The 14205-nt window shown below is 75.1% G+C and carries 15 protein-coding genes and 1 pseudogene; 10 read left to right on the top strand and 6 right to left on the bottom strand.

The annotated features are described in order from the left end of the window. Positions 1-5 precede the first annotated feature (5 nt). Positions 6-614, top strand: a complete 609-nt coding sequence (locus tag ACI78S_RS14325; RefSeq protein ID WP_456974378.1) for a hypothetical protein — start codon at positions 6-8, stop codon at positions 612-614. On the opposite strand, the gene metF is transcribed toward ACI78S_RS14325, so the two are convergent. Continuing rightward, complete coding sequence (gene metF, locus ACI78S_RS14320) at positions 604-1494, bottom strand: methylenetetrahydrofolate reductase [NAD(P)H] (protein WP_456974376.1); 891 nt, start codon at positions 1492-1494, stop codon at positions 604-606. The two genes, ACI78S_RS14325 and metF, sit on opposite strands and share 11 nt — an antisense overlap. Before the next feature lie 125 nt (positions 1495-1619). Here metF and ACI78S_RS14315 point away from each other — a divergent pair, with 125 nt between their 5' ends. Genes ACI78S_RS14315 through ACI78S_RS14305 form a run of 3 tightly spaced genes read left to right on the top strand, consistent with a single transcriptional unit; the run spans position 1620 to position 5223 of the window. Next, entirely contained in the window at positions 1620-2813 is a 1194-nt protein-coding gene (locus ACI78S_RS14315; protein ID WP_456974374.1) for a polyprenyl synthetase family protein, read from the top strand. After that, positions 2810-4291, top strand: a complete 1482-nt coding sequence (gene crtI / locus ACI78S_RS14310; RefSeq protein ID WP_456974372.1) for a phytoene desaturase family protein — start codon at positions 2810-2812, stop codon at positions 4289-4291. The genes ACI78S_RS14315 and crtI overlap by 4 nt, the downstream gene beginning before the upstream one ends. Continuing rightward, on the top strand, positions 4288-5223 hold the full coding sequence (locus tag ACI78S_RS14305; protein ID WP_456974370.1) for a phytoene/squalene synthase family protein: 936 nt from the start codon (positions 4288-4290) through the stop codon (positions 5221-5223). The genes crtI and ACI78S_RS14305 overlap by 4 nt, the downstream gene beginning before the upstream one ends. Here ACI78S_RS14305 and ACI78S_RS14300 read toward each other — a convergent pair. The 3 genes and pseudogenes from ACI78S_RS14300 to ACI78S_RS14290 form a co-directional block, all read right to left on the bottom strand. Then, positions 5220-5429, bottom strand: a pseudogene (locus ACI78S_RS14300) (lycopene cyclase domain-containing protein); the annotation flags it as partial. The gene ACI78S_RS14305 and the pseudogene ACI78S_RS14300 sit on opposite strands and share 4 nt — an antisense overlap. Further along, entirely contained in the window at positions 5426-5770 is a 345-nt protein-coding gene (locus ACI78S_RS14295; RefSeq protein WP_456974368.1) for a lycopene cyclase domain-containing protein, read from the bottom strand. The gene ACI78S_RS14295 and the pseudogene ACI78S_RS14300, both read right to left, overlap by 4 nt. Positions 5771-5777: 7 nt before the next feature. Next, positions 5778-6101 carry an Rv2175c family DNA-binding protein gene (locus ACI78S_RS14290; RefSeq protein WP_456974366.1) on the bottom strand — a complete coding sequence of 108 codons (324 nt, stop codon included), beginning with the start codon at positions 6099-6101 and terminating at the stop codon, positions 5778-5780. A gap of 78 nt (positions 6102-6179) precedes the next feature. Between ACI78S_RS14290 and ACI78S_RS14285 the strand changes: the two genes are divergently transcribed. The 6 genes from ACI78S_RS14285 (at position 6180) to ACI78S_RS14260 (ending at position 11817) form a co-directional block, all read left to right on the top strand. Continuing rightward, positions 6180-6599, top strand: a complete 420-nt coding sequence (locus ACI78S_RS14285; RefSeq protein WP_456974364.1) for a pyridoxamine 5'-phosphate oxidase family protein — start codon at positions 6180-6182, stop codon at positions 6597-6599. A 90-nt stretch (positions 6600-6689) separates the two neighbouring features. Then, positions 6690-8687, top strand: coding sequence for a Stk1 family PASTA domain-containing Ser/Thr kinase (pknB, locus tag ACI78S_RS14280; RefSeq protein ID WP_456974362.1), 1998 nt, complete (start codon positions 6690-6692; stop codon positions 8685-8687). A gap of 11 nt (positions 8688-8698) precedes the next feature. Then, on the top strand, positions 8699-9619 hold the full coding sequence (locus tag ACI78S_RS14275) for a deoxyribonuclease IV (RefSeq protein ID WP_456974360.1): 921 nt from the start codon (positions 8699-8701) through the stop codon (positions 9617-9619). A gap of 110 nt (positions 9620-9729) precedes the next feature. After that, entirely contained in the window at positions 9730-9924 is a 195-nt protein-coding gene (locus tag ACI78S_RS14270) for a (2Fe-2S)-binding protein (protein ID WP_456974358.1), read from the top strand. Positions 9925-10029: 105 nt separating this feature from the next. After that, the gene (gene bfr, locus ACI78S_RS14265) at positions 10030-10512 is read left to right on the top strand and encodes a bacterioferritin (RefSeq protein ID WP_456974356.1); all 483 of its coding nucleotides are present in this window, start codon (positions 10030-10032) and stop codon (positions 10510-10512) included. Positions 10513-10569: 57 nt separating this feature from the next. Then, on the top strand, positions 10570-11817 hold the full coding sequence (locus ACI78S_RS14260; RefSeq protein ID WP_456974354.1) for a S8 family serine peptidase: 1248 nt from the start codon (positions 10570-10572) through the stop codon (positions 11815-11817). A gap of 37 nt (positions 11818-11854) precedes the next feature. On the opposite strand, the gene ACI78S_RS14255 is transcribed toward ACI78S_RS14260, so the two are convergent. Continuing rightward, positions 11855-12865, bottom strand: a complete 1011-nt coding sequence (locus ACI78S_RS14255; protein ID WP_456974352.1) for a threonine aldolase family protein — start codon at positions 12863-12865, stop codon at positions 11855-11857. Next, complete coding sequence (locus tag ACI78S_RS14250) at positions 12858-14195, bottom strand: class II 3-deoxy-7-phosphoheptulonate synthase (protein WP_456974350.1); 1338 nt, start codon at positions 14193-14195, stop codon at positions 12858-12860. The genes ACI78S_RS14255 and ACI78S_RS14250 overlap by 8 nt, the downstream gene beginning before the upstream one ends. Positions 14196-14205: the final 10 nt, after the last annotated feature.

Raw genomic sequence — 14205 nt, 5'->3', positions numbered from 1 at the left:
CCCCCATGGCTCCGATCAGCGACGCGGTGATCGTCGACGTGCTGCGCCGGGTCGACCGGCTGGCCACCCCGCTGGTGCGCCGGCTCGGCCGCCCGCCGGCCCTCCCCCTGGCGCAGCGCGACGACTGGTGGGCCGAGCAGGTGTCCCGCGTCGCCGCCGTGGTGTCGGCCGCGCCCCGCTTCGCCGGCAAGCTCGCCGACCTGCTGCCGCTGCAGAACACCGTGGGCACCGCCGTCCAGTCGATCGTCGTCCTGGGCGTGGCCGGCGAGCACGGGGTGACCGACCCGGCCGAGCGGGTCGCGCTGCTGGCGCGGGTGCTGCTCGAGCGCGACCTGCCGGCCGAGAAGGTGCGCCCGCTGATGACCCACGCGAGCGGCACCTACCGCGAGGAGGCCCTCGGCGCCAGGCGCGGGCCGGTGCGCACGGTGTGGCGGCTGGCCCGCCTGCTCGGCCGCATCGACGAGGCGCTCGACGTCCGGCCCAAGGGCCGGCTGCACCACCGGGCGCTGGCCAACCTGCCGGTCGTCGGCGTCCTCGGCGGCTACGCGGCCGAGCGGGAGGGCCTGCGCCGCGCCGCGCGGCTGGCGCGGGAGGCGCTGGCCGTCACGGCGTAGGGGCGAGCTCGGCCAGGTTGGCGTAGATCTCCCGCGTCGCCGTCGAGCGGTTCATGGTGATGAAGTGGATGCCGGGCACGCCCTCGGCCAGCAGCGTCCGCACCAGCTCGGTCGCCACGTCGACACCGAACGCCCGGACGGCGGCGGGGTCGCCGTCGAGGGCGGCGAAGCGCTCCGCGAGGTCCTCGGGGAACGCCTGGCCCGACAGCTGCACGATGCGGTTGATCATCTTCACGTTGGTCACCGGCATGACCCCGGCGATGATCGGGACGTCGCACCCCCGGGCGACCACCCGGTCGCGCAGCCGCAGGTAGTCCTCCGGGCGGAAGAACATCTGGGTGATCGCGAAGTCGGCGCCGGCGCGGCACTTGGCCACGAACATGTCGGCGTCGGTGTCGAAGTCCGGCGAGCGCGGGTGCCGCTCGGGGAACGCGGCCACGCCCACCGAGAAGTCGCCCATCGACCTGATCAGCTCGACGAGCTCGGCGGCGTAGGTGAAGCCCTCGGGGTGCGCGACCCACTCCGCCTGCGGGTCGGCGCCCGGCGGGTCGCCGCGCAGGGCCAGGAGGTTGCGCACGCCCACGGCGGCCAGCCGGCTGACGACGTGCCGCAGCTCGGCGACGCTGTGGTTCACCGCGGTCAGGTGGGCCAGCGGCGTCATGGTCGTCTCGGTCGCGATCCGCTCGGTGACGGCGACGGTGCCCTCGCGGGTGGTGCCGCCGGCGCCGTAGGTCACCGAGACGAAGGACGGCTGCAGCCGCTCGAGCTCGCGCAGCGCCGTCCACAGCTGGCGCTCAGCCTCCGGCGTCTTCGGCGGGAAGAACTCGAACGACCACGTCGGGCGCCCCTGGGCGAGCAGCTCGCGGACGGTCGTGGTCACGGTTGACGAGGGTACGGAACGCCCGCGCCGGCCCCTGTGAGAAGTCCCGCGACCGGCTGCATCCGGCGGGGCCCCGCGGGCCGAAGAGGTCGCACAGCGTCCGCTGCCGAAGGGGAGGAGACCGGGTGACCATCGACGGCAGGACCCACCGGCTCGTGCTGGAGGAGTGGCGCCCCACCGGATCGGGCAATACTGATCACGTGATCGCCGGGACCCAGGACGTCGACGCACCGGACCGGCTGGCCGCCGTCGACCTCGACCGGCTGCGCGACCGGGTGATGCGCGCGCTCGAGGACTTCCTCGACCGCCAGCGCCGCACCCTCGCCGGCATGGACCCCGCGCTGGGCGCGGTCACCGAGGAGGTCTGCGCGCTGGCCCGCGGCGGCAAGCGGCTGCGACCGGCGTTCGCGTACTGGGGCTGGCGGGGCGCCGCGCCCGAGGCCGGCGGCCCGGTGGAGGACGACGAGGCCGTGCTGCGCGCGGTCGCCGCGCTGGAGTTCGTGCACGTCAGCGCCCTGGTGCACGACGACGTGATGGACGGCGCGAGCACCCGCCGCGGCCGGCCCGCCACCCACCTCGGTTTCGCCACCCGGCACGGCGACCAGCGCCTCGACGGCGACGCCGGCGCCTTCGGCGTGGGCGCGGCGATCCTGGTCGGCGACCTGGCGCTGGTCTGGTCCGACGAGCTGCTGCGCTGCTCGGGGATCACGACCGCCGCGCTGACGCGCGCCCGCGGGGTCTGGGACACCATGCGCACCGAGGTCACCGCGGGCCAGTACCTCGACCTGCTGCGCGCCGCCGGCGGGCTGCCCGGGCCGGACGGCGCGCTGACCGTGGCCCGGTACAAGAGCGCGGGCTACACGGTGCAGCGGCCGCTGCAGCTCGGGGCGGCGATCGCCGGCGCCGGCCCCCGGGTGTTCGAGGCCTACACCGCCATCGGCCTGCCCCTCGGCGAGGCCTTCCAGCTGCGCGACGACGTCCTCGGGGTCTTCGGCGACCCCGAGGTCACGGGCAAGTCCGCCGACGACGACCTGCGCGAGGGCAAGCAGACGCTGCTCATCGCGCTGGCCGAGCTGGAGTCCGACGAGACCGGGCGGACGCTGCTGCGCGAGTCGCTGGGCAACCCGGCCGCCGGGCCCGACCAGTTCGACGCGCTGCGCCACCTGATCGAGACCACCGGCGCCCGGGCCCGGGTGGAGGAGCGCATCGCCGAGCGGACCGCGCAGGCCCGCGCCGCCATCGCCGCGGCTCCCATCGCCGAGGACGCCCGCGCGGCGCTGGACGCGCTCGCCGTGGCGGCCACCTCCCGCACCGCGTGAGGACCGTCCCGGGGCGCACCGACCGCGTCGTGGTCGTCGGCGCCGGGCTGGCCGGGCTGGCCACCGCCCTGCGGCTGCGCGGCGCCGGCCGCGAGGTCACCGTCGTCGAGCGGGGTCCCGGTCCGGGCGGGCGGGCCGGGGTCGTCGAGCGCGGCGGCTACGTCCTCGACACCGGGCCGTCGGTGTTCACCGCGCCGGAGGTGCTCGAGGACACCCTGGCCGCCGTCGGTGACAAGCTCGCCGACCGCCTGACGCTGCGGCCGCTGGAGACGACCTACCGCGCGCAGTTCGCCGACGGCACGCACCTCGACGTGCACGCCGACCCCGACCGGTTCGCCGCGTCGGTCGAGGAGCTGTGCGGGCCGGCCGAGGCCGCGGCGCTGCGCCGCTACCTCGCCGAGCTGGCCGAGCTCTACCGCCTGCAGCTGCGCACCTTCATCGACCGCAACCTCGACTCCCCCCTCGACCTGCTCGGCCCCGAGCTGGTCGCGCTGGTCCGCCGGGGCGGGTTCGGCCGGCTGTCGAGCCACGTGGCGCGGCGCTTCGCCGACGACCGGCTGCGCCGGCTCTTCAGCTTCCAGGCGCTCTACGCCGGCGTCTCCCCGTTCCGCGCGATCGCCGCCTACGCCGTGATCGCCCAGCTCGACATCGGCGCCGGCGTCTGGCACCCGGTGGGCGGCATCGGCGCCGTCCCCCGCGCGCTGGCCGACGCCGCCGCCGCCGCCGGGGTGGCGTTCCGGTACGGCGCGGCGGTCCGCGAGCTGCCGGCGTCCGGCCGGCGGGTCACCGGGGTCCGGCTGGCCGACGGCGAGCTGCTGCCGGCCGACGCCGTCGTCGTCACCGCCGACGCGCCGCACCGGCTGGTCCCCGGCCTGCGCGGGCCGCGCCGGCCGGTCCACTCGCCGTCGTGCGTGGCGCTGCACCTCGGCGTGCGGGCGGAGCTGCCCGGCCAGGCGCACCACACGATCAGCTTCGGCGCCGCGTGGGAGCAGGTCTTCCGCGAGCTCACGGTCGAGGGGCGCCTGATGAGCGACCCGAGCCTGCTGGTCAGCATGCCGTCGGTCACCGACCGCTCGCTGGCGCCCGCGGGGGGTCAGGTGCTCAGCGTCGTGGCGCCCACGCCGAACCTCGACCCGCGCAGCGGCGGCAACCCGCGCATCGACTGGGCGGTGCTCGGCCCCCGGTACCGCGACGAGCTGCTGGCCGCGCTCGAGGCGCGCGGCTGGACCGGGATCACCGACGCCCTCGACGTGGAGGAGCTGATGACGCCGCGGGACTGGGCCGCGCAGGGCATGGCCGCCGGCACGCCGTTCGCCCTGGCGCACACCTTCGGCCAGACCGGCCCGTTCCGGACGCCGACGCTGCCGCGGTCGGGGCCGGAGAACGTCGTCCTGGCCGGCTCGTCGGTGCAGCCGGGGGTCGGCGTCCCGATGGTGCTGATGAGCGGCCGGCTGGCCGCGGAACGGATCACCGGATGACGGCCGTCGCCGACCGCCGGGCGCAGCTGGACGCCGCCTACCGGCACTGCGCCGCCATCGCCGCCCGGCACGGCAAGAGCTACCACCTCGCCACGCGGCTGCTCACGCCCGACCGGCGGCCGGCGGTGCACGCGCTCTACGCCGCCGCGCGCACCGCCGACGACCTGGTCGACGTCCCCGGGGCCGACCCGGCCGGCGACCTGGCCGACTGGTCGCGCGCCACGCTGGCCGAGGTGGAGGCCGGCTGGTCCGACGACCCGGTCCGCCTGGCGCTGGTGCACACCTACCGCCGGTACGCCATCGACGTCGACCACCTGGTCGACTTCCTCGCCGCGATGACCAGCGACCTGACCGTCACCGGGTACGCCGACCTCGATGCCCTCGACCGGTACATGTGGGGCTCCGCGGCGGTCATCGGGCTCATGGTGCTGCCGGTGCTGGGCACCGCGCCAGGGGTGACCCGCGAGGAGGCCGCGCCGCACGCGATCGCGCTGGGCGAGGCGTTCCAGCTGACCAACTTCCTGCGCGACGTCGGCGAGGACGTCGACCGTGGCCGCGTCTACCTGCCCGCCGACCTCATGGCCGCGCACGGCGTCACCCGCGAGCAGCTGGCCGAGAAGCGCCACGACGCGCGGTTCGAGGCGCTCATGCGCGAGATGGTCGCGATCGTCCGGCGCCGCTACGACGACGCCGCCCCCGGCACCCCGATGCTCGCCCGCGAGTCGCGGGACTGCGTGCGCGCGGCCACCGCCCTCTACGGCGGCATCCTCACCGAGATCGAGCGGGCCGGCTACCGGGTGCTCGACCGCCGGGTGCGGGTGTCGAGGCCGCGGCGCCTGGCGGTGTTCGCCCGCCGGTTGACCGCGGCCCAGCTGGCCAGGGTCAGCACGACGAGCGCGAAGCCGAACAGCAGGTCCTCCACCGGCGCGTAGGCGATCCGCGGCCCCCAGATGGCGGCCTCGTCGTAGACGACGACGTCCAGGCCGGTGAGCACGCCGTTCATCAGCAGCTGGAAGGACACGATGATCGCGTAGGCGACCCAGAACACCTTCCGGGTCACCATCCGGGTGCGCAGCACGGCCAGGTCGACGACGAGGACGGCGACGACGGCCGCCACCGCCAGGGCGGAGTAGCTCATCGCTCGGCGTCCTCCGGCTCGTAGCCGGCGTCCCACCTCGTGACCCGCCGCACCGCCTCCAGCGCCAGGACGGCGCAGACCGGGACGACGACGAAGAACAGGACCTCCTCCACCGGGATCCCGCCGGGCAGCCGCACGTCGATGGTGCGGTCGGCGCTGTAGTCCCAGTGCCCCTGCGCGATCGCGTACAGCACCCAGGCCACGAACACGACGAAGCCGGGCGCGAGCGCCACCAGCAGCCGCCGCCAGCGGGCGTAGACGCGGGTGCGCAGGAACAGCTCCAGCGGCGCGGTCACCAGCAGGCACCCGGCCAGGAGCGCGAGGTAGGTCAGGTGCCCCACCGGGGCGCTACAGAGCCAGCGCCTGGGCGCGGCGGGTGACCTCGGTGTGCCGGTCGCCGCGCAGGGCCTCGACCGGCGTTCCGGGCAGGGTCTCGTCGGCCCGGAAGAGCCACTCGAAGGCCTCCTCGTCGCTGAACCCGCCGTCGCGCAGCACGGTGAGCAGGCCGGGCAGGTGCTTGAGGATCGCGCCCTCCTTGAGGAAGTCGGCGGGGATCCTGCTGTTGCCGCTGCCGGGGACCGCCATCAGCTTGCCGTCGCGGATGAGCTGGCGGACGCGGTTGGGCGAGACCCCGAGTGCCTGGGCGACCTCCTGCGGGGTGAGCGTCTCCATGGCACCGAGCTTATTTCGGCTCCGCCCTCGTCCCGGCCCCGCCCGGGATCGTCGGTCGTGCGACCTAGCGTCGCGGGCATGGCACTCTCCCCCGCCGAACGCGAGCAGTTCCTGGCCGAACCGCACGTCGCCGCGCTGTCGGTCGCGGCGGGCGACGGGCGCGGCCCCCTCGTCGTGCCCATCTGGTACGGCTACCGGCCCGGCGGGCCGCTGTGGATCGTGACCCCGGCCGGGTCCCGCAAGGCGCGGCTGGTCGCGGCGGCCGGCCGGTTCAGCATGCTGGTGCACCGGGTCGCGCCGTCGGTCCGGTACGTCTCGGTCGAGGGGCCGGTCGCCGCGACCCGCCCGGCCGGCGCGGACGACGTGCGGGCGATGGCCCGGCGCTACCTGCCGCCCGAGGCGGTCGAGGGCTACGTCGCGTTCTCCCTCGCCGACCACGGCGAGCAGGTCGTCGTCGAGCTGCGGCCCGAGCACTGGCTCTCCGCCGACCTGGGCTAGCGCGCGGCCCGTTCGCCCCAGCCGTCCCGGCCACCCCGTCCACCGCGTGGTTCGCCTGGTCGGGCGGCCGACGCTCCTACACTCGCTGGAGTGGACACCGCCGTGACCGATCCCGTGGTGGGGGTCGTCCTCGAGGGGCGCTACCGCCTCGAGGAGCGCGTCGCGCGCGGCGGCATGTCGACGGTCTACTCCGCCACCGACCTGCGCCTGCACCGCACCGTCGCGGTCAAGATCATGGCCGACCACCTGGTCCACGACCCCACGTTCGTCGACCGGTTCATCCGCGAGGCGCGCGCCGCCGCCATGCTCAGCCACACCAACGTGGTGTCGGTCAGCGACCAGGGCAGCGACCGCGGCATGGTCTACCTGGTCATGGAGCTGGTCCGCGGGCGGACGCTGCGCGATCTGCTCCAGGCCCGCGGCCGGCTCACGGTGGCCGAGACCTTCGCCGTCCTCGAGCCGGTCCTGGCCGGCCTGACCGCCGCGCACCGGGCGGGCATCGTGCACCGCGACATCAAGCCCGAGAACGTGCTCATCGGCGTCGACGGCGTGGTGAAGGTCGCCGACTTCGGCCTCGCCCGCGCGGTCGAGGGCAGCGGCCAGAGCGTGGCCACCGGCGGCGTGCTCATCGGCACGGTCGCCTACCTCTCCCCCGAGCAGCTCGAGCGCGGCAAGGCCGACGCCCGCAGCGACGTCTACGCCGCCGGCGTCGTCCTGTACGAGATGCTGACCGGGCACCCGCCGTACGGCGGCGACACCCCGCTGGCGGTGGCCTACCAGCACGTCCACCACGACATGCCGGTGCCCTCCGAGGAGGTCCCGGGCATCCCGTGGCAGGTCGACGACCTCGTCGCCCGGGTCACCCGGCGCGACCCGGCCGCCCGCCCGCTGGACGCCGGGGCGTTCCTGGCCGAGCTGGCCGACCTGCGCGACGACCTCGGCATCGAGCGGGTGCCGGTGCCCACCGGGCGCAGCTCCGCCCGCCCCGGCACGCTGCGGCCCACCAACCGCCCGCACTCCACCCGCCCGCGGCACCCCAGCGACCCCGGCACCCGCGACATCCGGCCCGGCACCGAGGTGCTGGGCACGCCCCGGCACGGCGGCGGGCGCACCAGCGTCCTCGGCGCCGGCCCCACGCAGAACGTCGCCGGCCAGCGGCCCCCGGTCCGGCCCCGGCCGGGCGTGCCCGACCACGTCCGCCGGCGGCGGGCGCGGCTGGTGGTGGCGATCGTCCTGCTGCTGGCGGTGACGATCGGCGCCGTCGGCTGGTGGCTGGGCTCGGGCCGCTACACCACCATCCCCGACCTGGTGGGCCAGTCGCAGGACACCGCCATCGGCCTGCTCCAGGAGGCCGACCTCGATCCCGACTGCTGCGAGGAGCAGTGGAGCGAGGACGTCCCGGAGGGTGTGGTGATCGCCGCCGACCCGGCCGCCGGCGAGGCGATCCGCGGCTCCGACGTCCGCCTGGTCGTCAGCAGGGGCCCCGAGCGCTTCACCGTCGACCCCGCCCTGGCCGGGCAGCCCGAGGACACCGTGGTGGCCGAGCTGCAGGAGCAGCCGGCGCTGCAGGTGACCGTCGAGGAGATCTACTCCAACGACGTGGACGAGGGCCTGGTGGTCCGGTTCGAGCCGCCCGCCGGCACCCCGCTCCCCCGCGGCCAGCTGGTCACCGTCTACGTCAGCCTCGGCCACGAGCCGGTCCAGGTGCCCGACGTGATCGGCTCGACCCCCGAGGCCGCGGCCGCGACGCTCGAGCAGCTCGGCTTCACCGTGCAGCGTGGCGGCGACGGCCGCAGCCGCGACGTCGCCGTCGGCCAGGTCATGGCGGTGTCCCCCGACCCCTCGGCCGGCCCGGTGGCCTACGGCAGCACGGTGACGATCCAGGTCTCCGCCGGCGTGCCCCAGGTGACCGTGCCCGACGTGCGGGGCAGGAGCGCGGCCGAGGCCACGCAGGTCCTCCAGGCCGCGGGGCTGGAGGTGAAGGTCAGCACCTTCATCGCCGGCGACCGCGTCTACCAGCAGAGCCCCCGGCCCGGCGAGACCGTCGACGAGGGCACGACCGTGCAGCTCGGCGTGAGCTTCGGATAGGAACAGCACGCGTGAGCACCACCGCGGGTGTGCCGCCGATCGGCGCGCAGATCCAGATCAAGGGCGGCCTGGCCAAGGGCGGGCTGGCCTACACCGACGCCGTCCGGGCCCGGGCCGTGCAGGTCTTCGTCGGCAACCCGCGCGGCTGGAAGCTGACCGCCGGCGACCCCCGGCAGGACGCCGCCTTCACCGCCGGCTGCGCCGAGCGCGGCGTGCCGTCGTTCGTCCACACGCCGTACCTGGTCAATGTCGGCTCCCCCACCGAGGCGACCGTCGAGCAGTCGATCGCCACGATCCGGCACAACCTGCTGCGCGGGGCGCAGCTGGGCTGCCGGGGCGTCGTCGTGCACGCCGGCTCCGCGGTCGGCGAGGACCGCTACGAGGACGCGCTGCGCCAGCTGCACGAGCGGCTGCTGCCGGTGCTCGAGGCCCTGCCGGACGACGGCCCGCGGCTGCTGGTCGAGCCCACGGCGGGCGGCGGGAGGTCGCTGGCGGCCACCGTCGAGGACCTCGGCCCGTACCTGGCCGCGCTGGAGCACCACCCGCTGGTCGGCGTCTGCTTCGACACCTGCCACGCGTGGGCGGCCGGTCACGACCTGGCCGTGCCGGGCGGGATGACGGCGACGCTCGACGCGCTGGAGCGGACCGTCGGGCGGGGCCGGCTCGGGCTGGTGCACGCCAACGACTCCCTCGACGCGTGCGGCTCCAAGCGGGACCGGCACACCACCATCGGTGAGGGCACGATCGGCGGCGGCGCCTACGGCCTGGGGCCGTTCCGCGAGCTGCTGGCCCACCCCGCGCTGGCCGGGGTCCCGGTGGTGGTCGAGACGCCCAGCGAGCTCGACGGGTCGCCGTCGGCCGGCCACGCCCGGGACATCGCGCTGCTGCGCTCCCTGCGCGACGGCGCGGCCGCGGACCCCGCCGCCGCCTGATCCGCCGGCCCGCGGCGTGGGACCCCCGGCCTGACCTGCGGTGCTTGGCGGGTCGGGTAAGGGTCGGCTAACTTAGGCGAGCCTTGCTTCCCCGCACACCGGAGTGCCGCGTGTACGTCTGCATCTGCTTCGCCGTCAGCGAGTCCAGGCTGGCCGAGGTGATCGCCGACGGTGCGCGCACCGAGGAGGAGGTCGGCGACGCCTGCGACGCCGGCACCGGCTGCGGCAGCTGCCTGGACCGCATCTGCGACCGGCTGCGCGCCGCCGACCCCGCGCACGGCCTCGACGTCCCCGCCGTCGCCTGACGACGGCGCCGGGAGCGCAGCGGCGGAGCGGACCGGGCGCGGTCGCGCGGCCGGGCACCGCACGACCCGCTAGCCTCGGCCGATCCGGACCGAGGAGGGAACCGCATGCAGGGTGACGCCCGCGTGATCGAGATGCTCAACGAGCAGCTGACCAGCGAGCTGACCGCCATCAACCAGTACTTCCTGCACGCGAAGATGCAGGAGAACTGGGGCTACACGAAGCTCGCCGCGCACACCCGGGCCGAGTCCATCGAGGAGATGACGCACGCGGAGCGGCTGACCGACCGCATCCTCTTCCTCGAGGGCCTGCCCAACTACCAGAAGCTCTTCGCCCTGCGCATCGGCCAGACGGTGCGCGAGCAGTTCGAGTCGGACATGGCGATCGAGGTCGAGGTCATCGACCGGCTGCGCCCGGCGATCGCCTACTGCGAGCAGGTCGGCGACCACACGAGCAAGCGGCTGTTCGAGGAGATCCTCGCCGACGAGGAGCACCACATCGACTACCTGGAGACCCAGCTGGCGCTGATGGACCACCTCGGCGAGCAGCTGTACCTGGCCGGGCAGGTGGAGCACCCCTCCGGCGACTGAGCGCGCGCCGTGCGCGGGCCTCCCCTGTACCCCCGTGGGGCTACAGGGAGTTTCCGCGTGGCTGCTTCTCGTGACGCAGGTGCCGGGTTCTACTGCGGCGCCGAGCACGCCGACCACCGGCGTGCCGCCGACCGAGACGAGGCACTCGTGCGCACCCGCCGCTCCCTGGCCGCCGCCGCGGCCCTGACCGCCGCCGGCGTCGGGCTGACCGCCGCCCCGGCGGTCGCCGCGCCCGCCGCTCCCCCGCTGCAGTCCTACGTCGTCACGCTGACGCCGGGCAGCCCCGCCGCGGCTGTCGCCGACCGCGCCCGGGGCCTGGGCGGCCGGGTCACCCACGTGTACGACACCGCGCTGGACGGCTTCGCCGTCACGCTGCCCACGACCGCCGTGGACCGGCTCGGCCGGCTGCCCGGCGTCATCGGCATCGAGGTCGACGGGGTCGTCACCGCGTCCACCATCCAGTCTGGAGCGACGTGGGGGTTGGACCGGATCGACCAGGTCGCGCGCTCACCCCTCAGCGGGACCTACGTCTACACCGCCACCGGCACCGGGGTGACCGCCTACGTCATCGACACCGGCATCGACCTCGACCACCCGGAGTTCGGCGGCCGCGCGGCCCCGGGGGTGGACTTCGTCGACGACGACGCCGTGGGCGACGACTGCAATGGGCACGGCACCCACGTCGCGGGGACCGTCGGCGGCACCGCCTCCGGCGTCGCGAAGGACGTCACGCTGGTCCCCGTCCGGGTGCTCGGCTGCGACGGCCGGGGCAGCACGTCGGACGTGATCGCCGGCATCAACTGGGTCACGGAGCAGCACGCGGCCGGGGCGCCCGCGGTGGCGAACATGAGCCTGGGCGGCGGCACCAGCACGGCGCTGGACAACGCCGTGGGCTCGTCGGTCGCCGACGGCATCACCTACGCCGTCGCGGCCGGCAACGGCAACACGGCCGGCGTCCCGCAGGACGCGTGCAAGTCGTCGCCGGCGCGGGTGGGGAGCGCGCTGACCGTGGCGGCCAGCGACAGCACCGACGCCCCGGCGCCCTTCAGCAACTACGGCAGGTGCGTGGACCTGTACGCACCCGACGTGGACATCACCAGCGCCTGGACCGGCGGCACGACGCGCACGATCAGCGGGACCTCGATGGCCACGCCGCACGTGGCCGGCGTCGCGGCGCTCTACCTGCAGACCGACCGGGACGCGACCCCGTCGGAGGTGACGCGCGCGATCCGGTCGAACGTGCTGCAGAACGCCGTCCCCACGAACCGCACCACCAACAACGACCTGCTGCACACCGTCTGGTGACCCCCGCTGAGCGGGCCGCCCGCCCGGGGTGGCCCGCTCAGCGCCCCAGCAGGTCGGCCAGGACGTCGGCGGCGTGCTCCACGGCGGCGCGGTCGACGTCGAGGTGCGTCACCAGCCGCAGCCGGCGCGCGCTCACCCGGCTGACCAGCACGCCCTGCGCCTTCGCCGCCTCGGCCACCACGGGCGCGGCGACGTCGTCGAGCACCACCATGTTCGTCTCCACCGTGGCCGGGTCGACGCCGAGCCGCTTGGCCAGCAGCTGGGCGTGCTCGTGGTCCTCGGCGAGCCGCTCGACGTGGTGGTCGAGGGCGTGCAGCCCGGCCGCGGCGAGCACACCGACCTGCCGCATGCCGCCGCCGAGGCGCTTGCGCCACAGCCGGCCGACGGCGATCCGCTCGGCGGAGCCGACCAGCACCGAGCCGACCGGGGCGCCGAGGCCCTTGGACAGGCACACCGAGGCGGTGTCGGCCAGCCGGCCGTAGGTGGCCAGGTCGACCCGGGAGGCCACGGAGGCGTTGAACAGCCGCGCGCCGTCGAGGTGGACGCCCACCCCGCTGCCCCGCGACCAGTTCCACAGCTCCTGCAGCTGGTCGAGCGGCTGGACCAGGCCCCCGCCGCGGTTGTGCGTGTTCTCCACCGCGATCGCCGCGGTGGGGGTCAGGTGCCAGTCGCCCTTCGGGCGGACCTGGTCGATCAGCGCCTGCGCGTCGAGCCGGCCGCCGGCCGAGACGACGGTGCGCGTCGAGAGGCCGAACACGGCGGCCGCGGCGCCCATCTCGTAGGTGACCACGTGCGCGTCGGCGTCGCAGAGCACCTCCTGGCCGGGCTCGGCCAGCAGCCGCATGCCGATCTGGTTGCCCATGGTCCCGGTCGGCACGAACAGCGCCGCCTCGTGGCCCATCAGCCCCGCGACCCGCTCCTCGAGCGCGTTGACCGTGGGGTCCTCGCCGTAGACGTCGTCGCCGACGTCGGCGGCGGCCATGGCGCGGCGCATCGCCTCGGTCGGGCGGGTGACGGTGTCGGAACGGAGGTCGACAGGGCTAACCACGCAGCATCTCCGCGATCAGGAAGGCCAGCTCCAGCGACTGCCCGGTGTTGAGCCGGGGGTCGCAGGCGGTCTCGTACCGGCTGTTGAGGTCCTCGTCGCTGATCTCCATGGCGCCGCCGAGGCACTCGGTGACGTCCTCGCCGGTGAGCTCGACGTGGATGCCGCCGGGCCAGGTGCCCAGCGCCCGGTGGACGTCGAAGAAGCCGAGGACCTCGTCGACGATCCGGTCGAAGTGCCGGGTCTTGTAGCCGGTGGAGGACTCGTGGGTGTTGCCGTGCATGGGGTCGCACTGCCAGACCACGAGGTGGCCGCTGGCGGTGACCTTCTCGACGATGCCCGGCAGGACGTCGCGGATCCTGCCGTTGCCCATCCGGCTGATCAGCGTGAGCCGGCCGGGGATGCCCTCCGGGTCCAGCCGCTCGACGAGCTCCACCGCCTGCTCCGGCGTGGTGGTCGGGCCGATCTTGACGCCGATCGGGTTGGCGATCCGCGAGGCGAACTCGATGTGCGCGCCGTCCATCTGCCGCGTGCGCTCGCCCACCCACACGAAGTGCGCCGAGAGGTCGTACGCCCGGCCCTCGTGCACCCGCAGCAGCGCCCGCTCGTAGTCGAGGATCAGCGCCTCGTGGCTGTTGTAGAGGTCGACCGAGCGCATCGCGGCGTGGTCGATGCCGCAGGCCTTCATGAAGGCGAGCGCGCGGTCGATCTCGCGGGCGATCACCTCGTAGCGCACCCCGGCCGGGGAGCTGGCGACGAAGTCCTTGTTCCAGTCGTGCACCGCGTGCAGGTCGGCCAGGCCGCCGCGGGCGTAGGCGCGGATCATGTTCATCGCCGCGGCCGAGTTGGCGTAGGCCCGCACCAGCCGGGTCGGGTCGGGCACCCGCTTCTCGGCCACCGGCTCCAGCGCGTTGACCATGTCCCCGCGGTAGGAGGGCAGGCCCAGCGCGTCGACGTCGGAGGACCGCGGCTTGGCGTACTGGCCCGCCACCCGGCCGACCTTGACCACCGGGACGCTCGCGCCGTAGGTGAGCACGATCGCCATCTGCAGCAGGGTGCGCGTGGTGCTCTGCAGGTGGGGCTCGGTGTTGAGGTCGAAGGTCTCGGCGCAGTCGCCGCCCTGCAGCAGGAACGCCTTGCCGTGGGCGACGTCGGCCAGCTGCGCGCGCAGCGTGTCGACCTCGGCGGGGGCCACGATCGGCGGCACGGTCGACAGCGTCTCGAGGACGGCGTCGAGGGCGGCGCGGTCGGGCCAGGTCGGCTGCTGGGCGGCCGGCAGCTCACGCCACCGGTCCAGGCCGGGGACCAGCTCGGCTGGATCCGTGAGAGTCACACGTCCCAGG

The sequence above is a fragment of the Geodermatophilus sp. SYSU D00815 genome (genome assembly GCF_054050035.1).
This window is presented reverse-complemented; position numbering and strand designations above follow the sequence as displayed.